The sequence below is a fragment of the Pantoea sp. GM_Pan_3 genome, from assembly GCF_026541045.1.
Lineage (GTDB): Bacteria > Pseudomonadota > Gammaproteobacteria > Enterobacterales > Enterobacteriaceae > Pantoea > Pantoea anthophila.
Window position 1 is genome coordinate 152137 of sequence record NZ_JALNVA010000002.1, and the last position, 21073, is coordinate 173209.

At 59.0% G+C, this 21073-nt stretch carries 15 protein-coding genes and 1 riboswitch; of the genes, 12 read left to right on the top strand and 3 right to left on the bottom strand.

Annotated elements, in window-relative coordinates; all coding sequences use genetic code 11:
- Window positions 1-3: 3 nt before the first annotated feature.
- Entirely contained in the window at window positions 4-609 is a 606-nt protein-coding gene (gene leuD / locus OXR04_RS08545) for a 3-isopropylmalate dehydratase small subunit (RefSeq protein WP_009092163.1), read from the top strand.
- Between the two features lie 308 nt (window positions 610-917).
- Here leuD and OXR04_RS08550 read toward each other — a convergent pair whose 3' ends face one another.
- Window positions 918-2096 carry an MFS transporter gene (locus tag OXR04_RS08550; protein WP_058958457.1) on the bottom strand — a complete coding sequence of 393 codons (1179 nt, stop codon included), beginning with the start codon at window positions 2094-2096 and terminating at the stop codon, window positions 918-920.
- A gap of 255 nt (window positions 2097-2351) precedes the next feature.
- Between OXR04_RS08550 and sgrR the strand changes: the two genes are divergently transcribed.
- The 4 genes from sgrR to thiQ all read left to right on the top strand — a co-directional run bounded on the left by sgrR (window position 2352) and on the right by thiQ (window position 7455).
- A complete protein-coding gene (sgrR, locus tag OXR04_RS08555; protein WP_267369795.1) occupies window positions 2352-4013 on the top strand; it encodes an HTH-type transcriptional regulator SgrR in 1662 nt (553 codons plus the stop codon).
- A gap of 35 nt (window positions 4014-4048) precedes the next feature.
- A riboswitch (TPP riboswitch) is annotated at window positions 4049-4151 on the top strand.
- A gap of 46 nt (window positions 4152-4197) precedes the next feature.
- On the top strand, window positions 4198-5184 hold the full coding sequence (thiB, locus tag OXR04_RS08560; protein ID WP_154928445.1) for a thiamine ABC transporter substrate binding subunit: 987 nt from the start codon (window positions 4198-4200) through the stop codon (window positions 5182-5184).
- Window positions 5160-6767 (top strand): thiamine/thiamine pyrophosphate ABC transporter permease ThiP, encoded by a 1608-nt coding sequence (gene thiP / locus OXR04_RS08565; protein ID WP_267369794.1) that lies wholly within the window; start codon window positions 5160-5162, stop codon window positions 6765-6767. Before thiB ends, thiP begins: the two co-directional genes overlap by 25 nt.
- Window positions 6754-7455 (top strand): thiamine ABC transporter ATP-binding protein ThiQ, encoded by a 702-nt coding sequence (gene thiQ / locus OXR04_RS08570; protein WP_267369793.1) that lies wholly within the window; start codon window positions 6754-6756, stop codon window positions 7453-7455. The genes thiP and thiQ overlap by 14 nt, the downstream gene beginning before the upstream one ends.
- Before the next feature lie 5 nt (window positions 7456-7460).
- Here thiQ and OXR04_RS08575 read toward each other — a convergent pair whose 3' ends face one another.
- A complete protein-coding gene (locus tag OXR04_RS08575; RefSeq protein ID WP_009092177.1) occupies window positions 7461-8225 on the bottom strand; it encodes a DedA family protein in 765 nt (254 codons plus the stop codon).
- Window positions 8226-8394: 169 nt separating this feature from the next.
- On the opposite strand from OXR04_RS08575, the gene polB reads away from it, so the two are divergent.
- The 3 genes from polB (at window position 8395) to rluA (ending at window position 14507) form a co-directional block, all read left to right on the top strand.
- Window positions 8395-10755: a DNA polymerase II gene (gene polB / locus OXR04_RS08580; protein WP_267369856.1), complete on the top strand. Its 2361-nt coding sequence runs from the start codon at window positions 8395-8397 to the stop codon at window positions 10753-10755.
- Between the two features lie 152 nt (window positions 10756-10907).
- Window positions 10908-13814 (top strand): RNA polymerase-associated protein RapA, encoded by a 2907-nt coding sequence (gene rapA / locus OXR04_RS08585; RefSeq protein WP_009092181.1) that lies wholly within the window; start codon window positions 10908-10910, stop codon window positions 13812-13814.
- Window positions 13815-13853: 39 nt separating this feature from the next.
- Window positions 13854-14507 (top strand): bifunctional tRNA pseudouridine(32) synthase/23S rRNA pseudouridine(746) synthase RluA, encoded by a 654-nt coding sequence (rluA, locus tag OXR04_RS08590; protein ID WP_267369792.1) that lies wholly within the window; start codon window positions 13854-13856, stop codon window positions 14505-14507.
- Between the two features lie 51 nt (window positions 14508-14558).
- Here rluA and djlA read toward each other — a convergent pair whose 3' ends face one another.
- Entirely contained in the window at window positions 14559-15371 is an 813-nt protein-coding gene (djlA, locus tag OXR04_RS08595) for a co-chaperone DjlA (RefSeq protein ID WP_111208316.1), read from the bottom strand.
- Window positions 15372-15553: 182 nt separating this feature from the next.
- Here djlA and lptD point away from each other — a divergent pair, with 182 nt between their 5' ends.
- The 4 genes from lptD to rsmA are packed head-to-tail and all read left to right on the top strand — an operon-like array spanning window position 15554 to window position 21072.
- Entirely contained in the window at window positions 15554-17926 is a 2373-nt protein-coding gene (lptD, locus tag OXR04_RS08600; protein ID WP_267369791.1) for an LPS assembly protein LptD, read from the top strand.
- A gap of 54 nt (window positions 17927-17980) precedes the next feature.
- Window positions 17981-19276 carry a peptidylprolyl isomerase SurA gene (gene surA / locus OXR04_RS08605; RefSeq protein WP_009092189.1) on the top strand — a complete coding sequence of 432 codons (1296 nt, stop codon included), beginning with the start codon at window positions 17981-17983 and terminating at the stop codon, window positions 19274-19276.
- Window positions 19266-20258, top strand: a complete 993-nt coding sequence (pdxA, locus tag OXR04_RS08610) for a 4-hydroxythreonine-4-phosphate dehydrogenase PdxA (protein WP_267369854.1) — start codon at window positions 19266-19268, stop codon at window positions 20256-20258. Before surA ends, pdxA begins: the two co-directional genes overlap by 11 nt.
- The gene (rsmA, locus tag OXR04_RS08615) at window positions 20251-21072 is read left to right on the top strand and encodes a 16S rRNA (adenine(1518)-N(6)/adenine(1519)-N(6))-dimethyltransferase RsmA (RefSeq protein ID WP_009092193.1); all 822 of its coding nucleotides are present in this window, start codon (window positions 20251-20253) and stop codon (window positions 21070-21072) included. Before pdxA ends, rsmA begins: the two co-directional genes overlap by 8 nt.
- Window position 21073: the final 1 nt, after the last annotated feature.

A 21073-nucleotide genomic window follows, 5' to 3' on the forward strand; every position in this document is an offset into this window, starting at 1 on the left:
GTCATGGCGAATAAATTTACTCAGCACACCGGCATCGTCGCGCCGCTGGACGCCGCAAACGTCGATACCGACGCAATCATCCCTAAGCAGTTTTTGCAGAAAGTGACCCGCACCGGTTTTGGTCAGCACCTGTTCCATGACTGGCGTTTTGAAGATGACGCTGGCACAGTCCCTACCCCCAGCTTTGTGCTGAACAAGCCAGAGTTTAAAGGCACCAGCATTCTGCTGGCGCGCGAGAACTTTGGCTGTGGCTCCTCTCGTGAGCATGCGCCCTGGGCGCTGACCGATTTCGGTTTTCACGTGGTGATTGCGCCAAGCTTCGCCGATATCTTCTACGGCAACAGCTTCAACAATCAGCTGCTGCCGGTGAAGTTAAGCGAAGAGGAAGTGGATGAGCTGTTCAGGCTGGTTGCGGCTCAGCCAGGCATCAGCTTTACGGTCGATCTGGAAGCGCAGACGGTGACCGCAGGCGATAAAGTCTACCCGTTTGAACTCGACAGCTTCCGTCGCCACTGCATGATCAACGGCCTCGACAGCATCGGTCTGACCCTGCAGCATGAAGCGTCAATTTCGCAGTATGAGCAGAATCAGCCCGCCTTCCTGCGCTGATTGCGTTAAGACAGGGCTAATCTGACAGCAACAATTTAGCTTAACGCGCAGGGAACACGGTCAGAGGAGGAAAGCGTCCCGCGCCAGGGACAAAAACGTCGGGAGCGTTTTTGAACAACGCAATGCGTTGGCCCGTTTACGGGCGCACCTCATGGATGAGGTGCGTAATCGCGCGGGCCAAGCGGCCAGGGATTGGCTTAAGCGCCTTTCCGATCTGACCGTGTTCCCTGAGCAGGCTCGCTATCACAGCGACCGGTCCAGATTCCTCAATAGTTAAAAAAAGGGCGACATCCTGTCGCCCTTCTTCTTTATACGTCGCGCACCCGCGCCGACATCACCAGCGCCACAATCGCCAGCCCGAATGCCAGCCAGTAGACCGCCTCATGTCCCAGCCGCTCGCTCAGCGTACCCTGAATCACCCCGGCCAGAATCATGCCGGTTGAGATGGAGTTGGTGAACAGGGTGGTTGCGGCGCCAGGCCGTCCCGGCATCAGATCCTGGAACCACAACATCCCAATCCCGGCAATAATCCCGACAAACACCGCATTAAACAGCTGCAATACCATCAGTGACGTGCGGGAGTTAAACAGCACCAGCCCCAGATAAAACAGGACTCCGGCGGCCACCGCCACCAGCATTAACCGGCGCTTGCCCATGCGGCGGGCGTAATGCCCGGCCAGCAGCATCACCGGGATCTCCAGCCCGGCGGCCGTGCCCATCAGCAGACCCGCCAGCTTTTCCGGCAGGCCAAGCGTCGTACTGATATAGAGCGGCATATCAATGATATACATGGTATTGCAGGTCCACATCACCACCGACGCGATAAACAGCAGGCGCACATCCCGGTCGCGCCAGCCGCTTAGCGGCAGACCGCCGCTTTGCAGCAGCGGCTGCGCACGGGGCACTGACGGCAGGGTAAACCAGACCAGCAGGATACAGATCAGAAACAGCGCGGCGGCCACCATAAACAGTGTGACAAAACCATAGTTCAGCGCCAGCGCAAATGAGAGCGGCGGCCCGATGACCCACGCCAGCGACAGCTGCGCGCGCATCACCGAACTGAACATGACCGCTTCACGCGCCGACTGATCGGCATATTCCCGTGCCAGCGCAAAGAGCTGAGGCATCGAGACGCTGGCGAGCGCCGAAAGCAGCACACCCAGCGTAATCAGCGTCAGGTAGTGGCGGCTAAAGGCAAACAGCAGCGCATTAACCAGCGCCATCAGGCAGCAGAACAGAATGATATTACGGCGGTCCCCCACGCTGTCCGAACGCTTCGCCACCAGCATGCTCACCAGGATACCGGCCACCGCATTGATGGTAAAAAACAGTCCGACCCAGAAAGGGCGGGCCTGCACTTCGCGCGTCAGAAACAGGCTCAGCGTCGGTGCCTGCAATGCGCCCGCCACGCCCAGCATGAACGAGGCAACCATAAAAGCGAGGTAAACCGGATTGATGCGGCGCTGCCGCGTTAACAGCGATTTCATAGCGAAATCCCTTAGAGGCTAAACAGAGAGGAAAAAAAGAAGGGTAGACCATACCGCGCACGATGAAAAAAGCCAGCAGAGATCCTCTGCTGGCGGTGTAAATGCACCCTACTCAGAAAAGCACTCCGCTGAACAGCGAAGTCAGGGTTGAACGCCATTCCAGACTGAATGCCTCCCGCTCTTCCCATAGCGCAAAGTTTGCTCTTAAAATGAGGCAGAAAAAACAGAGCGCTTTTCAGCAGGAGTTCCTCTTTTATGTCCTCGTCACGTCTGAAGCAGCAATTCATTCGCCTGTGGCAGAGCTGCCAGGGCCAGTCGCAGGCCATTACGCTCAGCGAACTGGCTGACCTGCTGCACTGCTCGCGCCGCCACATGCGCAATCTGCTCAACCGGATGCAGGCGGCAGGCTGGCTGGTCTGGCAGGCAGAAGCGGGACGCGGCAGGCGGTCACATCTGACGTTCTGCTATACCGGGCTGGCTTTACAGCAGCAGCGTGCCGAAGATCTGCTGGAGCAGGATCGCATCGATCAGCTGGTCCAGCTGGTGGGCGATAAGGATCAGGTGCGGCAGATGATCAGTGCGCATCTCGGCCGCAGTTTCCGGCAGGGCAAGCATATCCTGCGGGTGCTCTACTATCGTCCCCTGCTCAATCTGCTGCCTGGCTCGCCGCTGCGGCGCTCTGAAACGCACATCGCCCGGCAGATTTTTAATGGCCTGACGCGGATAAATGAGGAAAACGGGGAAATCGAGCCCGATATTGCGCATCACTGGCAGCAGACCTCCCCGCTGCACTGGCGCTTCTTTCTGCGTCCGGCCATTCGTTTTCATCACGGTCGGGAGCTGGAAATGGCGGATGTCATCGCCACCCTGGAGCGTCAGCGCCCTCATCCGCTCTTTTCCCACATTGCGGAGATCTCCTCACCCGCCCCCTGGACGCTGGATGTGCATCTGAGCCAGCCCGACGACGGCCTGCCCTGGCTGCTGGGCAGCGTCAGCGCGATGATCCTGCCGCGCGAGTGGCCGACGATTCAGGATTTTGCCCGCCAGCCAATCGGCACCGGCCCCTACCGGGTGATCCGCAATCATGAGAGCCAGCTGAAGATTGAAGCCTTTGATGATTACTTTGGCTTTCGCGCCCTGATCGACGATGTCTCTATCTGGGTGCTGCCCGACATCAGCGATGAGCTGGTCTATGCCGGTGTGCGCCTGCAGGGGGACGCTGCGGATGAAATTCAGGAGGAGAGCCGCCTTGAGGAGGGCTGCTACTATCTGCTGTTTGACCAGCGTTCAGAGCAGGGCCGCAATGAGGCAGTCAGGCGCTGGGTCAGTTATCTCTTTAACCCTATCGCCCTGCTCAACCACGCGGGCGTCGGCTATCAGCGATACTGGTTTCCGGCTTATGGCCTGCTGCCGCGCTGGCACCACCGCCGGGACCTGACCCCGGTCGAAAAGCCGCCCGGCCTGACCCATCTGACGCTGACCTGGTACAGTCAGCACGTGGAGCATGAGGGCATCGCCAATGCGCTGCGTCCCCTGCTGGCCCAACAGGGCGTCACGCTGGAAACCCGTGAGATCAGTTATGAAAGCTGGTATCAGGGCGACGCGGAGAGTGATATCTGGCTCGGCAGCGTCAACTTTACCCTGCCGCTGAACTGGTCGCTGTTCGCCCAGCTGTATGAGATCCCGCTGCTGCATCACTGCCTGCCGATTGACTGGCACAGTGACGCGGCCCGCTGGCGCGAGAAAACGCTGCCGCTGGCCGAGTGGAGCAAACAGCTGGTTGAAGACGCGGGCCTGCATCCGCTGTTTCATCACTGGCTATTGCTGGAGGGCCAGCGCAGCATGCGCGGCGTGCGGATGAATACCCTGGGCTGGTTTGATTTTAAATCAGCCTGGTTTGCGCCGCCGGCACTGTGATGCTTTCGCCACGGCGCTGAAATGACTAGAATGTGACGTTCTCAACGGGGTGCCGCCTGCCACCAGCAAGCAGCTGAGAGAGACCCGTCGAACCTGATTCGGTTAATACCGACGTAGGGATTTGAGAGGCCGCTGTGCTCAGATCCTTTGCGACTCATCCCCTATTCTCCTGAAGGAGCGCAAAGTGTTAAACAAAGTTCTGCCGGTATTGCTGTTACTCTCCGCCCCCGTTCTGGCGGCTAAGCCGGTCCTCACGGTCTACACCTACGACTCCTTCTCTGCCGACTGGGGCCCTGGCCCGGCGGTAAAAAAAGCCTTTGAGGCGCAATGTAACTGTGAGCTGAAATTCGTCACGCTGGAAGATGGCGTCTCGCTGCTGAACCGCGTGCGGATGGAAGGCAAAAACAGCAAAGCGGATCTGGTGCTGGGGCTGGATAACAATCTGGTGCAGGCGGCGCAGAAAACCGGTCTGTTTGCTGAAAGTCAGGTCGACACCGCAAAACTTACCCTGCCTGGCGGCTGGCACGACACCACCTTTGTGCCGTTTGACTATGGCTACTTCGCCTTTGTCTATGACAAAACCCGGCTGAAAAACCCGCCCAAAAGCCTGAAAGAGCTGGTCGACAGCCCGGAAAAGTGGCGGGTGATCTACGAAGATCCGCGTACCAGTACCCCCGGCTTAGGCCTGCTGCTGTGGATGCAGAAGGTCTACGGCGACCAGGCTCCGCAGGCGTGGCAGAAGCTGGCGCAGAAAACCGTAACGGTGACCAAAGGCTGGAGCGAAGCCTATGGCCTGTTCCTGAAGGGCGAAGGCGATCTGGTGCTGAGTTACACCACCTCTCCGGCTTACCACATCATCGAAGAGAAAAAAGAGAACTACGCCGCCGCCCCGTTTGCCGAAGGACACTATCTGCAGGTGGAAGTGGCCGCACAGTTAGCCAGCAGCAAACAGCCTGCGCTGGCACAGCAGTTCATGCAGTTTATGGTCTCGCCTGCGTTCCAGCGCACCATTCCCACCGGCAACTGGATGTACCCGGTGATCGATACGCCGCTGCCTGCCGGTTTTGCCAGCCTGACGGTGCCGTCCACCGCCCTGCAGTTCTCGCCTGAAGAGGTGGCCACACAGCGTTCAGGCTGGATCAGCCAGTGGCAACGCGCCGTCAGCCGCTGATGCCGCGCTGGCTGATCCCCGGCTCGCTCGCCACGCTGCTGCTAACCGGCGTGGCGCTGCTGGCCTTTGGCGCACTCTGGATGGCCGCGCCAGGCCTGGAGTGGCGCAGCGTGCTGCAGGATGCATATCTGCGGCACGTGATCGGCTTCTCTTTCGGTCAGGCGCTGCTCTCCGCCCTGCTCTCCCTGCTGCCTGCCGTGCCGCTGGCGCGTGCGCTCTATCGGCGCCGTTTTCCCGGCCGCCAGCTGCTGCTGCGTCTCTGTGCCATGACCCTGGTCCTGCCGGTACTGGTGGCGGTGTTTGGTCTGCTGACCGTCTATGGCCGCGTTGGCTGGCTGGCCCAGCTCTGTCAGCTGCTGGGCATCGGTTATCACTTCTCACCCTATGGTCTGCCGGGCATTTTGTTGGCGCACGTCTTCTTTAATCTGCCGCTGGCGACGCGTCTGATGCTGCAGGCGCTGGAGAGCATTCCGGCCGAGCAGCGTCAGCTCGCGGCGCAGCTCGACCTGCGCGGCTGGCACCATTTTCGCCTGCTGGAGTGGCCGTGGCTGCGGCGTCAGTTGCTGCCGACCGGCGCGCTGATCTTTATGCTCTGCTTTGCCAGCTTTGCCACCGTGCTGTCACTGGGGGGCGGGCCGCAGGCTACCACGCTCGAACTGGCGATTTTCCAGGCGCTGAGTTATGACTACGATCCGGGCCGTGCCGCGCTGCTGGCGCTGATTCAGCTCGGCTGCTGCCTGACGCTGGTGCTGCTCAGCCAGCGCTTCAGTAAGGCGATCCCCGCCGGCACCCGTCAGCTGAAGGGCTGGCGCGATCCGCAGGATTCATGGGTCGCACAGCTCAGCGATGCGCTGCTCATCCTGCTGGCGCTGCTCCTGCTGCTGCCTCCGCTGGCGGCGGTGATTGTGGAGGGCCTGCATGGCGGCGTGCGCGGTGCGCTGGCTCAGCCTGCTCTCTGGCGGGCAACCCTGACCTCATTACGCATCGCCACCGGGGCCGGATTGATCTGCGTGGTGCTGACCATGATGCTGCTCTGGAGCAGCCGCGAGCTGCGTCTGCGCCAGCATCCGGCGGCGGCCACGCTTATCGACACCAGCGGAATGCTGATTCTGGCGATGCCGGGCATTGTGCTCGCCACCGGCTTTTTCCTGCTGTTCAACGCCACCATTGGCCTCCCCGACTCCGCTGAAGGGCTGGTGATGTTTACCAATGCGCTGATCGCCATTCCCTATGCGCTGAAAGTGCTGGAAAACCCGATGCGCGACGCCGCAGAGCGGTACGGCAGACTCTGCGATTCACTGGATATTCAGGGCTGGAACCGGCTGCGGCTGATCGAGTTGCGGGCGCTGAAACGTCCGCTGGCCCAGGCGCTGGCCTTTGCCTGCGTGCTGTCGATTGGTGATTTTGGCGTGGTGGCGCTGTTTGGCAGCGCCGACTTCCGCACGCTGCCGTTCTACCTCTATCAGCAGATAGGTGCCTATCGTGGCGCTGATGGTGCGGTTACCGCCCTGCTGCTGCTGCTGCTCTGCTTATTGCTGTTCACGCTAATGGAAAAATTACCAGGCCGCCATGCTGACTCTTGATAACCTTACCTATCTCTACCAGCATCTGCCGATGCGCTTCAGCTTCAGGGCCACACGCGGTGAACGCATCGCGATTCTCGGCCCCAGCGGCGCGGGTAAAAGCACCCTGCTGAGCCTGATTGCCGGTTTTCTGACGGTGAATCAGGGCACCCTGCTGATTGATGGTCAGGAGCACACCCACACTGTCCCGGCCCGACGACCGGTCTCCATGCTGTTTCAGGAGAACAACCTGTTTCCGCACCTCAGCGTGCAGCAGAACATGGCGCTGGGGCTGCACCCGGGGCTACGACTCAGCGCGGAACAGCAGCGGCAGCTGACTGCGCTGGCTGAACAGGTGGGATTAAGCGATCTGCTGTCACGCCTGCCAGGCGAACTGTCGGGCGGCCAGCGCCAGCGCGTGGCGCTGGCCCGTTGCCTGCTGCGTGACCGACCGGTGCTGCTGCTGGATGAGCCCTTTTCCGCGCTGGACCCCGCCCTGCGCGGCGAGATGCTTCAGCTGGTGCGTTCGGTGTGTGAGGCGCGCAGCATCACGCTGCTGATGGTGTCACACAGTCTGGAAGATGCGCAGCAGATCGCGCCGCGCAGCGTGGTGATTGTAGATGGCCGGGTTTACTGGGAGGGCGAAACCCGACAGCTGCTGTCGGGCGACACGCGGGAGGCCGACGTACTCGGCATCCCGCGTCGTTAAGCGGCTCAGGCGATGAAAACCTGCCACAGCAGATGGCGGAAAACCGGCATCATCGGATGGAACTGGATCGCGACGAACGCCGCCACGGCGATCGCCAGCCCCAGCGGGCCAGCCCAGCGCAGGCGCGCCGGGGGCAGCCAGGCTGTAGCCCAGTCGCGGCTCTTGCCACTGCGCCACCAGCGCCAGCCTAACCAGCCGCCAAGCCAGATCAGCAGCGCTGCGCCGAGTAACAGCCATTTAAAGCTGCCGCCCTGCGCCGCTTTTGGCACGTCAATCGCCACCCCGGCCAGAATGCCGGGCAGCAGATAAATCGGCGGCCAGAGAAGACAGCCGATGAGATTAGGCGGCAGAAATTTACGTACCGGCAGCTCCAGCATACCGGCCGCCAGCGGGATTAGCGGCCGCGTGGGGCCGACAAAACGTCCGACCAGGATGGTAAACATACTGTGCTGATGCAGGGCATGCTCGGTTTTATCCAGCAGACCTTTGTACTTTTGCAGATACTTCCAGCGGTGCAGCGGCCCCTGAAATTTCCAGCCGATACCGTAGGAGACCCAGTCACCGATCAGGCAGCCCGCAAAGCCCGCCGCCCAGGCAGGATAAAGACCAAGCTCGCCACTGCCGACCAGCGCGCCCAGGCTGGCCATCATCACCGTACCTGGCAGCAACAGCCCGACCAGCGCCAGCGACTCCAGAAACGTCACCAGCGCAACGGCAAACAGCGCCCACTCCAGGGACTGCGTAATCAGTTGTTGAATCCAGGCTTCCATAGTGGTCCTTAGTCAAAGCAGAAGGCTGGATTGTCCAGAGCCAGCCACACAGCGTCAAGGCAAGAATTGTAGGACAATGTTGACAAATCGTGGCGACAGGAACTGTATAAATATCCATGATATACTCAGGTTGTTTACTTATCCCTGAAACACGGCGTCCGGAGAACATCTGACTATGCCCCGCGCAGGTTTTCTGCTCACCCGCCACTGGCGGGACAGCCCGAATGGCACCGAAATTATCCTCTGGCTCGCCACCGATGCGGGCGCGCAGCGCGTGGTGCTGCCTGTGCAGGAGTCTGTCGCTTTTGTGCCTGCGGAATATCAGCCGCAGATCAGCGAGTTGCAGAGAGAGGAACGCCAGCTGCGTATCCAGCCGCTGGCGCTGAAAGATTTTCGTCACTGTCCGGTGCTGGGCCTCTACTGCCAGCAGCATCGTCAGCTGCAGCGCATCGAAAAACGGCTGCGCGAACAGGGGATTCCGATCTACGAGGCAGATATCCGCCCGCCGGAACGCTATCTGATGGAGCGCTTTATTACCGCCCCCGTCTGGTTTGATGGCGAGCAGCAGGGCGACACGCTGGTCAACGCGCGGCTTAAGCCCCATCCAGACTATCGCCCGCCGCTGAAATGGGTCTCGCTGGATATTGAAACCACCCAGCATGGCGAGCTCTACTGCATCGGACTGGAGGGCTGCGGTCAGCGCCAGGTCTATATGCTCGGCCCGGCTAACGGCGATGCCAGCACGCTGGATTTCGACCTGATCTATCTCGACAGCCGGCCACAGCTGCTGGAAGCCCTGAACCAGTGGTTTGCAGAGCATGACCCGGATGTCCTGATTGGCTGGAACGTGGTGCAGTTTGACCTGCGGGTGCTGCAGAAACATGCCGACCGCTACGGCATTCCGCTGCGTCTTGGCCGCCAGCAGACGGCGCTGGAGTGGCGGGAACATGGCTTTAAACCAGGCGTTTTTTTCGCGCAGGCCAGCGGCCGCCTGATCATTGATGGCATCGACGCACTGAAGTCGGCGTTCTGGGATTTTCCGTCGTTCAGCCTGGAGTCGGTGTCGCAGCTGCTGCTGGGTGAAGGCAAAGCGATCGACAACCCCTGGCAGCGCATGGAGGAGATCAACTGGCGGTTTGCCAACGATAAACCGGCGCTGGCGCGCTACAACCTGAAAGATTGCGAACTGGTGACGCGCATCTTCCACAAAACGGCGATCATGCCGTTTCTGCTGGAGCGCGCGGCGGTCAATGGTCTGGCCGTGGACCGCCATGGCGGTTCGGTGGCGGCATTCAGTCACCTCTATATTCCGCGCATGCACCGTGTCGGGTTTGTCGCGCCTAACATGGGTGAGGTGGCCCCGGAAGCGAGCCCGGGCGGTTATGTCATGGATTCGCGTCCCGGTCTCTACGACTCGGTGCTGGTGCTGGATTACAAAAGCCTCTATCCGTCGATTATCCGCACCTTCCTGATCGATCCGGTGGGCCTGGTGGAGGGTCTGGCTCATCCTGATGATGCGGATTCTGTTGCCGGTTTCCGGGAAGCGCGCTTCTCTCGCCACACCCACTGCCTGCCGGCGATGGTTGAACAGATCTGGCTGGGGCGCGAAGCGGCGAAAAAACAGAACAATCAGCCGCTGTCACAGGCACTGAAGATCATCATGAACGCCTTTTACGGAGTGCTGGGCACCAGCGCCTGCCGCTTCTTCGATCCGCGACTCGCCTCCTCAATTACCCTGCGCGGTCACGCCATCATGCAGCAGACCCGCGCGCTGATCGAAGCGGAAGGCTACGACGTCATCTATGGTGACACCGACTCCACCTTTGTCTGGCTGAAGTCGGCCCACGATGAGGAGCAGGCCGCTGCCATTGGTCATCAGCTGGTGCAGAAAGTGAATGCCTGGTGGCGCGATCACCTGCAGCAGACGCTGGGACTGACCAGCGCGCTGGAACTGGAGTATGAAAACCACTTCTGCCGTTTTCTGATGCCGACCATTCGCGGCGCGGAACAGGGCAGCAAGAAACGCTACGCCGGACTGATTCGTGACGCCGACGGTGCGCGCATGGTCTTTAAGGGGCTGGAGTCGGTGCGAACCGACTGGACGCCGCTGGCCAAAACATTTCAGCAGCAGCTCTACCACCGTATTTTCCACCGCGAGCCGTGGCAGGATTACATCCGGGAAACCGTGGCGCAGCTGCTGGCGGGCGAGCTGGACGACCAGCTGATCTACAAAAAGCGCCTGCGGCGTCCGCTGAAGGAGTATGAACGAAATGTGCCCCCGCACGTGCGCGCCGCCCGGCTGGCTGATGAGCAGAATCGCAAACTGAACCGGCCACTGCAGTATCAGAACGGCGGCCGGATTCGTTACGTCATGGCTACGGCTGGCCCCGAACCGCTGGAGGCGCGCAGTACGCCGCTCGACTATGACCACTATGTGACGAAGCAGCTGCAGCCGGTGGCAGAGGGGATCCTGCCCTTTGTCGGAGGAGATTTTGCTACACTGATTACGGGGCAGCTGGGGCTTTTTTGACAGGTGACGAATGCCCTGCCATCCAGTACCATAGCGCCCTTCCTGAAACTCACCGCTCTTATGCACGCTCCAGACCTTGTTGTCTGGCGGTAACGCTATTGCCTGAGATTCGGGAACACCTCTAAAAACGTTAAAATTCGAGCTAAAAATATATGGTTTTTACATTAGGTCAGCGCTGGATTAGTGATACGGAAAGTGAACTGGGACTGGGCACCGTGGTGGCGATCGATACCCGCATGATCACCCTGCTGTTTCCGGCCACGGGGGAAAACCGCCTCTACGCCCGCAACGATTCGCCGGTTACCCGCGTCATCTTTAACCCGGGTGATACCATCACCAGTCACGAAGGCTGGCAGATGCGCGTCGATGAAGTCCGCAACGAAAATGACCTGATGACCTATATCGGTACCCGACTGGATACTGAAGAAAGCGATGTGATCCTGCGTGAAGTGATGCTCGACAGCAAGCTGGTGTTCAGTAAGCCGCAGGATCGTCTGTTTGCCGGTCAGCTCGACCGCATGGACCGCTTTGCCCTGCGCTTCCGCGCACGCAAATACCAGAGTGAGCAATACCGTCTGCCGATCAGCGGGTTACGCGGCATGCGCACCAACCTGATCCCTCATCAGCTGCATATCGCACACGATGTGGGTCGTCGCCACGCGCCACGCGTACTGCTGGCCGATGAAGTGGGCCTGGGTAAAACCATTGAAGCCGGGATGATCATTCAGCAGCAGCTGCTAGCGGGTCGTGCCGAGCGGGTACTCATCGTGGTGCCTGAAACCTTACAGCATCAGTGGCTGGTCGAGATGCTGCGCCGCTTTAACCTGCGTTTCGCCCTGTTTGATGATGACCGCTACACCGAAGCGCAGCACGACAGCGATAACCCGTTTGAAACGGAACAGCTGATCATCTGTTCGCTCGACTTTGTTCGCCGTAACAAACAGCGCCTTGAACTGCTGGCCGATGCCGAATGGGATCTGCTGGTGGTGGATGAGGCACACCACCTGGCCTGGTCCGAAGGCGAACCCAGCCGTGAATATCTGGTCATCGAAAAACTGGCTGAGAAAACGGCCGGGGTGCTGCTGCTGACGGCGACGCCGGAACAGCTCGGCATGGAGAGTCACTTTGCCCGTCTGCGCCTGCTCGATCCGGACCGTTTCCATGATTTTGCTGCCTTTGTTGAAGAGCAGCAGCATTTCCGCCCGATTGCCGATGCGGTAACAGCGCTGCTGGCTGACCAGGCGATCTCCCAGGAGGAGATGAACCGGATCAACGATCTGGTGGGCGAAGAGGATATCGAGCCGCTGCTGCAGGTCGCCAACAGCGATCGTGAGGGCAAGCTGGAGGCGCGTCAGGAGCTGATCGCCATGCTGATGGATCGCCACGGCACCAGCCGCGTCCTGTTCCGCAACACCCGTAACGGTGTAAAAGGTTTCCCGAAACGCGAACTGCATCAGATCCGTCTGCCGCTGCCTGCGCAGTATCAGACTGCCATCAAAGTCTCCGGCATTATGGGCACGCGCAAAAGCGCCGAGGAGCGGGCGCGTGACCTGCTCTACCCGGAGCAGATTTATCAGGAATTTGAAGGCGACAGCGGCACCTGGTGGAACTTCGATCCGCGCGTGGAATGGCTGATGGGCTATCTCACCAGCAACCGTAAAGAGAAAGTGCTGGTCATCTGCGCCAAAGCGGCCACGGCGCTGCAGCTGGAGCAGGTACTGCGCGAGCGCGAAGGCATCCGGGCGGCGGTGTTCCACGAAGGCCTGTCGATCATTGAGCGTGACCGGGCTGCCGCGTGGTTTGCCTCGGAAGAGAACGGCGCGCAGGTACTGCTCTGCTCTGAAATCGGTTCTGAAGGCCGTAACTTCCAGTTTGCCAGCCGCCTGGTGATGTTCGACCTGCCCTTTAACCCGGATCTGCTGGAGCAGCGTATCGGCCGTCTGGACCGTATTGGTCAGGCGCACGATATTCAGATTCTGGTGCCGTGGCTGGAGCAGACCGCTCAGGCGGTGCTGCTGCGCTGGTATCATGAAGGTCTGGACGCGTTCGAGCACACCTGCCCGACCGGTCGTACCATCTACGACAGCGTGCATCAGCAGCTGATCGGCTATTTAGCCGCGCCGGAAAACAGTGAAGGCTTTGACAGCTTTATCGCAGAGTGCCGTAAACAGCACGAGGCGCTGAAATCGCAGCTGGAACAGGGCCGCGATCGTCTGCTGGAGCTGAACTCTAACGGCGGCGAATCGGCTCAGCTGCTGGCGAACGCCATCAGCGAGCAGGATAATGACACCGGTCTGGTGAACTTCGCGCTGAACCTGTTTGATATTGTTGGTATCAATCAGGAAGACCGCAGCGATAACCTGATTGTGCTGACCCCTTCCGACCACATGCTGGTGCCCGATTTCCCTGGCCTGCCGGAAGATGGCTGCACCATCACGTTCAACCGCGATCAGGCGCTCTCCCGCGAGGATACCCAGTTCATCACCTGGGAACATCCGCTGATCCGTAACGGCCTGGATCTGATCCTGTCGGGTGACACCGGCAGCTCCGCGCTGTCACTGTTGAAGAACAAAGCGCTGCCGGTGGGCACGCTGCTGGTTGAGCTGATCTATGTGGTGGAAGCGCAGGCACCGAAGCATCTGCAGCTGACCCGCTTCCTGCCACCGACGCCTGTCCGTCTGCTGCTCGATCGCAACGGCACCAACCTGGCCGGGAAAGTGGAGTTCGAAAGCTTTAACCGCCAGCTGAATGCGGTTAACCGCCACACCGCCAGCAAACTGGTCAATGCGGTGCAGCAGGATGTGCATGCGATCCTCACCCAGGGTGAAGAGAGCGTGGTCAGCGAGGCACGTGCGGTGATTGAAGCGGCGCGGGCCGAGGCGAATGAAAAGCTGGGTGCAGAGCTTTCCCGTCTCAACGCGCTGAAAGCGGTGAACCCGAACATCCGTGAAGATGAGATCGAGGCGCTGGAAAGCAACCGTGAACAGGTGCTGGAAAGCCTGGATCAGGCCAACTGGCGTCTCGACGCGCTGCGCCTGATTGTGGTGACTCACCAGTAAGCTCAGGGGCCTTCCGGCCCCTTATTTTTGGAAAGCCCTATGGAACCTTACAATCCACCACGTGAACCCTGGCTGCACATCCTTTATCAGGATGCGCATATCATGGTGGTGAATAAACCCAGCGGTCTGCTCTCGGTACCCGGTCGGCTGGAGGAGCACAAAGATAGCGTGATGACGCGGATACAGCGTGATTTTCCGCAGGCGGAATCGGTTCACCGGCTGGATATGGCGACCAGTGGTGTGATGGTCGTCGCCCTGACCAAGGCGGCTGAGCGTGAGCTGAAACGGCAGTTTCGCGAGCGGGAACCCGCCAAGACCTATGTGGCCTGCATCTGGGGTCATCCGGAGAAGGAGGAGGGAGTGGTTGATCTGCCGCTGATTTGCGACTGGCCCAATCGTCCGAAGCAGATGGTCTGCTTCGAGAACGGCAAAGCCGCGCAGACGGAGTATCAGGTGCTGGAATATCGTGCGGATAACAGTGCACGCGTTTCGCTGAAGCCGATTACCGGCCGCTCGCACCAGCTGCGGGTGCATATGCTGGCCCTGGGCCATCCGATTCTGGGCGACAACTTCTATGCCCATCCGGACGCCAGGGCGATGGCACCGCGCCTGCTGCTGCACGCGGAGTCACTGACTATCACCCATCCGGCATTCGGTAATGCCATGACGTTTCGTCAGCCCGCCGATTTTTAAGGAGGGCGGTACGCCTGGCCGCCTCCTTCTGAGAGGCGGAGAGAGGCGCGATTACTTAAAGCCTTTTTCTTTGCGAATCAGATCGTACGCCGCCTGAATTTCCTGTGCCTTCTGCTTCGCCATCTCCATCATCTCTGGCGGCAGCCCCTTCGCCACCAGCTTGTCGGGATGATGCTCGCTCATCAGCTTGCGGTATGCGCGCTTGATGGTGGTGGCGTCATCGCTGCTCTTCACACCCAGCACGCTGCAGGCATCTTCCAGCGTTGGTCCACGTTGCGCCTGCTGAAAGCCACCACTGCCACTGCGCTGTCCGCCGCCGAACTGCTGGCCGCCTTCCATCATGCGCAGGAACTGATCGAACTGAACGCGTGAAATGCCCAGCTCCTCGGCGATGACATAGAGCACCTGCCGCTCATTGGGATGCAGGGAACCGTCGGCAAAGGCAGCCTGAATCTGAATTTCCAGGAACATGCGAATCAGATCGAACCGGCCAAAACAGGCGCTGCGCAGCTCCCGCAGTTTGCTGCGTAACGGGTAATCTGCCTGCTTGCCTTCGCGAAATGCGCGCTGGGCGGCGGTGCGCGAGTCACCGTGCAGCTGCATCCGCTCCATAAGCAGCGATGCAATCTGAATATCCGCTTCGGTAACGCGCCCTTTTGACTTGGTCAGATGGCCCATGACCTGAAAGGTGGTGCTGAAAAACAGCGTCTGTCGGGTCTGATTATTTGAGAAGTAAGCCTTACCTTGCGCGCCGCGCACTTTGTCAAACATATGGCCAATGATCAAACCGATCACAATACCCCAGAAGCCTGCACCGGAAAGTAATCCCAGCGCCAGACCCACAACTTTTCCCCAGTAGCGCATAAACTCCTCAATTCGCCATGCTTGCGGCTGAAAATTGCATTATCATACCTGTCATTTATCTCAGCGCCTAACGGCAACGCTGACTGACCAGGATTAACACTGGCGCAACGCCGGGCAGTAAGTTAGTCTCTGACCCGATTGTCGGCATGATGCCAGTTTTCATGGAATTCTCGATACCGCGTATGAAAAAACATATACCTACCCTGCTGGCCACACTGATCGGCGCAGCCATTAGCCAGCAAGCCGTTGCCGACGATCTGATGTCGCAGTGTATGTTAGGCGTGCCGAGTTACAACCGCCCGCTGGTGAATGGCGATACCAATCAGCTGCCTGTCACCATTCACTCCGACGCGGCCAAAGGGAACTATCCCGATGATGCGGTCTTCACAGGCAATGTGAATATTGAGCAGGGCAACAGCCGTATGCAGGCCGATGAAGTTCAGCTTCATCAGCGTCAGCAGGAGGGCCAGACCATGCCGGTTCGTACCGTCGATGCCCTGGGTAATGTGCATTACGATGATAACCAGGTCATCCTGAAAGGTCCGAAAGCCTGGTCAAATCTGAACAGTAAAGATACCAACGTCTGGAACGGTCAGTACCAGATGGTGGATCGTCAGGGTCGCGGCACCGCCGATCAGATGAAACTGCGCGGTGATAACCGCTACACCATTCTGGAAAATGGCACCTTTACCTCCTGTCTGCCTGGCTCCAACAGCTGGAGCGTGGTCGGCTCCGAAGTGATTCAGGACCGCGAAGAGGAAGTGGCCGAGATCTGGAACGCCCGCTTTAAACTCGGTTCCGTTCCGGTGTTCTACAGTCCCTATCTGCAGTTACCGATTGGCGACCGTCGTCGCTCCGGCTTCCTGATCCCGAATGCTAAATATGGCAGCAACAACGGCTTTGAGTTCATCCTGCCCTACTACTGGAACATCGCGCCGCAGGCCGATGCCACCATTACGCCGCACTACATCAGCAAGCGCGGCATGAAGTTTGAGAATGAATTCCGTTATCTGACAGAGCTGGGCGCAGGTCTGATGGAGTTCGACTACCTCGGCTCAGACAAGCAGTACGACAAAGATAAAGCGCTGCGCGGCATCGCCGAAGATGACAGCTCCGATCGCTGGCTGTTCTACTGGCGTCATGCGGGTGTCTACGATCAGCACTGGCGCTTTAACGCGGACTACACCAAAGTCAGCGATAAGTACTACTTCAACGACCTCGACTCGAAGTACTACAGCTCGACCGACAACTACGCCACGCAGAAATTCAGTATTGGCTACGCGGACACCAACTGGGATGCGACGCTTTCCACCAAAGATTTCCAGGTGTTCGGCGACAACAGCAGCAACAACGTCTATCGCGCCATGCCGCAGCTGGACGTCAATCTCTATCAGAATGACATCGGTCCGTTTGATGGCCGGATCTATGCGCAGGCGGTGAAATTCACTAACGTCAGCGATCGCTATCCTGAAGCGACCCGTTTGCACGTAGAGCCAACGCTGAACCTGCCGCTGTCAAACGGCTGGGCGAGCCTGGATACCGAAGCGAAATTCCTGGCAACCCACTATCAGCAGACCAATGTTGATTACTACAACAACAACTTTGCGAACCGCAACGGCAAAAGTGGCGATCTGGATGAGTCGGTAAACCGCACCCTGCCGCAGTTTAAAGTTGATGGCCGTCTGGTCTTTGACCGCGATATGGACTCCGCGGCGGGCTATACCCAGACGCTGGAGCCGCGGGTGCAGTACCTCTATATCCCGTACCGTAATCAGAGCAACATCTATCCATACGACTCAACGTTGCTGCAGACCGACTACACCGGGCTGTTCCGCGACCGCACCTACAGCGGCCTGGATCGTATCGCGTCGGCTAACGAAGTGGCCACCGGCGTCACCACACGCATTTATGATGCCGATCTGGTTGAACGTTTTAACGTTTCTGTAGGTCAAATCTACTCGTTTACCCCTTCTCGTACTGGTGTGAATCAGACCAGTAAAGAAGATGATACCGGCAGCCTGATCTGGGCTGGCGATACATACTGGAAAATCAGCGATCGCTGGGGCGTCCGGGGTGGGTTGCAGTATGACACCAAACTCGACAACGTTTCCCAGGGCAATACCGTACTGGAATATCGTCGTGATGCCGATCGCATGGTGCAGCTGAGCTACCGTTACAGCAGCCCGGAATATGTCGCAACCGCGCTGAACGACAGCAGCCTGGTGACCAATCCTATCTTCAAAAATGGGATTTCACAGGTGGGCACCACGGCCAGCTGGCCGATTGCGGATGCATGGTCCGTGGTAGGCGCGTACTACTACGATACCCGCAACAGCCGTCCGGCTTCGCAGCTGGTAGGCCTGCAGTACAGCTCATGCTGTTATGCCATTCGGGTCGGTTACGAACGCAAAATTAACGGTTGGGAAAACGACGACAGTAAATATGACAACCAAATCTCATTCAACATTGAGCTGCGTGGTCTGAGCTCCAACTATGGCTTAGGCACCAACGATATGCTGCGTCAGGGGATTATCCCTTACCAGCCCGCTTTCTGATGTTGTGATGTTTGACAGGCAATCCCGCAGTGCGGAACCAACAATGGATAAAGTATGAAGAACTGGAGAATGCTGATTCTTGGTGTGGCAATCAGTGCCAACACCGCGTTCGCAGCACCACAAGTCGTTGATAAAGTTGCCGCCGTGGTCAATAACGGCGTGGTTCTTGAGAGTGACGTGGACGGCATGATGGGCACGGTGAAATCTCAGGCCCGGCAGGCAGGTCAGCAGTTGCCAGATGATAAAACGCTGCGCCATCAGATTCTGGAACGCCAGATCATGGACAACATCATTCTGCAGATGGGTGAAAAAGCGGGGATCCAGATCAGCGACGAGCAGCTGGACCAGGCGATTAAGAACATTGCCGCACAGAACCGCATGACGCTGGATCAGCTGCGCAGTCGTCTGGCTTATGACGGCATGAACTATGGCGTCTATCGCTCACAGATCCGCAAAGAGATGATGATTGCCGAAGTCCGCAACAATGAAGTGCGTCGTCGCGTGACCATCCTGCCGCAGGAAGTGGATACGCTTTCAACCCAGATTGCCGCCCAGAACAGCCAGGGAACCGAGCTGAACATCAGCCACATTCTGCTGCCGCTGCCGGAAAACCCGACGCAACAGCAGGTCGATGAGCAGGAAACGCTGGCGAAACAGCTGGTTGGCGAACTGAAAAATGGTGCGGATTTCGGCAAGATGGCCGTGACCTACTCCGCCGACTCGCAGGCGCTGAAAGGCGGTAACATGGGCTGGGGTAAAATTGAAGAGTTACCGACCCTGTTTGCTCAGGCGCTGGCAACGGCGAAAAAAGGCGACATCGTCGGGCCGGTGCGTTCAGGTGTGGGCTTCCATATCCTGAAGGTGAACGACCTGCGTGGCGAAAGTAAGAACGTCTCGGTCACTGAGGTGCACGCTCGTCATATTCTGCTGAAACCATCGCCGATTCTCACTGACGATCAGGCCAGGGCGCAGCTGGAACAGATCGCGGCCGATATCCGCAGCGGAAAAACCACCTTTGCCGCCGCGGCCAAACAGTACTCTGATGACCCGGGATCGGCGAATCAGGGTGGCGATCTCGGCTGGACCTCTCCGGAAGTCTTTGATCCCGCTTTCCGCGATGCGCTGCTGCGTCTGCAGAAAGGCCAGACCAGCCAGCCGGTGCACTCCTCTTTCGGCTGGCATCTGATTCAGCTGCTGGATACCCGCCAGGTGGACAAAACCGACGCGGCCCAGAAAGAGCGCGCTTATCGCATGCTGTTTAACCGTAAATTTGCTGAAGAAGCGCAGACCTGGATGCAGGAACAGCGCGCCAGTGCTTATGTGAAGATTCTGGATGGCAATGCACAGTAACCAGCGTGTGGTGATCACTCCCGGCGAGCCCGCCGGGATTGGTCCCGATCTCACCGTTCAGCTGGCTCAGCACGCCTGGCCGGTGGAACTCGTCGTCTGCGCCTCCCCTGCCCTGTTGCAGCAGCGGGCAGCGCAGCTCGGTCTGCCGCTGACCCTGCGTCACTACCAGCCTGAGGCGGACCCCGTGCCGCAGCAGGCGGGGACGCTGACCATTCTGCCGATTGAGACGGCACAGCCGGTCACACCAGGCGAACTCTGTGTCGCTAACGGTGATTATGTGCTGGCCACGCTGGCCCGCGCCTGTGACGGCTGTCTGCAGGGTGAATTTGCGGCGCTGATTACCGGTCCGGTGCACAAAGGCGTGATTAACGATGCCGGTATCGCCTTTACCGGCCATACCGAATTCTTCGCCGACCGCGTAGGCGGTCATCGCGTGGTGATGATGCTGGCAACCGAAGCGCTGCGTGTGGCACTGGCCACCACGCATCTGCCGTTGAAAGAGGTGCCTGCGGCGGTCACCCGCGAATGCCTGCATGAAGTGATCACCATTCTTCATCGTGATCTGCAGCAGAAGTTCGCCATTGCCGAGCCGCATATCTATGTCTGTGGTCTTAACCCCCACGCCGGTGAAGGCGGTCATATGGGACGGGAAGAGATTGAGACGATTACGCCGGCCCTCAATGAACTGCGTCAGCAGGGCATTAAACTGACCGGCCCGCTGCCTGCGGATACACTGTTCCAGCCCAAATATCTGCAAAACGCCGATGCGGTGCTGGCGATGTATCACGACCAGGGCCTGCCGGTACTGAAGTTTCAGGGGTTTGGCCGCGCGGTAAATATTACCCTGGGCCTGCCCTTTATCCGGACCTCCGTTGACCACGGCACCGCGCTTGAACTCGCCGGGCTGGGTCAGGCGGAACCGGGCAGCTTTATCACGGCGCTTAACCTCGCCATCACTATGATCAAGAGCAGTAATGAATAATCGCGTCCATCAGGGGCACTACGCCCGTAAACGTTTCGGGCAGAACTTCCTGAACGATCAGTACATTATCGATAGCATTGTCTCCGCCATTCATCCCCAGCGCGATGAAGCGCTGGTAGAGATCGGCCCTGGCCTCGGCGCCTTAACCGAGCCGGTGGGCGAACGCCTCGATAGCTTAACGGTGGTGGAGCTGGACCGCGATCTCGCGGCGCGTCTGCAAACGCATCCGTTCCTTGGCCCGAAACTGACCATCTTCCAGCAGGATGCCATGACCTTCGACTTTGCCGCGCTGGCACAGGAGAGAGGCCAGCCGCTGCGGGTATTTGGTAACCTGCCTTACAATATTTCGACCCCGCTGATGTTCCACCTTTTCAGCTATACTGGTTCGATCAAAGATATGCACTTCATGCTGCAGAAAGAGGTGGTTAACCGTCTGGTTGCGGGCCCGGGCAGCAAAGCGTATGGTCGCCTGACGGTGATGGCGCAATATTACTGCCAGGTTATTCCGGTGCTGGAAGTGCCGCCACACGCCTTCACGCCGCCACCGAAAGTGGACTCGGCTGTCGTGCGTCTGGTGCCGTTTGCCGAGCCACCGCATCCGGTCAGCGACGTGCGTATCCTGAGCCGTATCACGACAGAAGCCTTTGGTCAGCGCCGTAAAACATTGCGCAACAGCCTGAACCACATGGTGGCGGCAGGTGCGCTGGAAGAGTTATCCATTGATCCTGGTCTGCGTGCTGAAAACGTCTCGGTCGCGCAATATTGTCAGCTGGCTAACTGGCTGGCGACGCATCAGGGAAAATCGCAGGAGTAAG

What these genes read in the sequence shown, in the direction of transcription:
- leuD (WP_009092163.1), top strand. Translation starts at nt 4, where the DNA reads ATGGCGAATAAATTTACTCAGCACACCGGCATCGTCGCGCCGCTGGAC.
- OXR04_RS08550 (WP_058958457.1), bottom strand. Translation starts at nt 2,096, where the DNA reads ATGAAATCGCTGTTAACGCGGCAGCGCCGCATCAATCCGGTTTACCTC.
- sgrR (WP_267369795.1), top strand. Translation starts at nt 2,352, where the DNA reads ATGTCCTCGTCACGTCTGAAGCAGCAATTCATTCGCCTGTGGCAGAGC.
- thiQ (WP_267369793.1), top strand. Translation starts at nt 6,754, where the DNA reads ATGCTGACTCTTGATAACCTTACCTATCTCTACCAGCATCTGCCGATG.
- OXR04_RS08575 (WP_009092177.1), bottom strand. Translation starts at nt 8,225, where the DNA reads ATGGAAGCCTGGATTCAACAACTGATTACGCAGTCCCTGGAGTGGGCG.
- rapA (WP_009092181.1), top strand. Translation starts at nt 10,908, where the DNA reads ATGGTTTTTACATTAGGTCAGCGCTGGATTAGTGATACGGAAAGTGAA.
- rluA (WP_267369792.1), top strand. Translation starts at nt 13,854, where the DNA reads ATGGAACCTTACAATCCACCACGTGAACCCTGGCTGCACATCCTTTAT.
- djlA (WP_111208316.1), bottom strand. Translation starts at nt 15,371, where the DNA reads ATGCGCTACTGGGGAAAAGTTGTGGGTCTGGCGCTGGGATTACTTTCC.
- lptD (WP_267369791.1), top strand. Translation starts at nt 15,554, where the DNA reads ATGAAAAAACATATACCTACCCTGCTGGCCACACTGATCGGCGCAGCC.
- surA (WP_009092189.1), top strand. Translation starts at nt 17,981, where the DNA reads ATGAAGAACTGGAGAATGCTGATTCTTGGTGTGGCAATCAGTGCCAAC.
- pdxA (WP_267369854.1), top strand. Translation starts at nt 19,266, where the DNA reads ATGCACAGTAACCAGCGTGTGGTGATCACTCCCGGCGAGCCCGCCGGG.
- rsmA (WP_009092193.1), top strand. Translation starts at nt 20,251, where the DNA reads ATGAATAATCGCGTCCATCAGGGGCACTACGCCCGTAAACGTTTCGGG.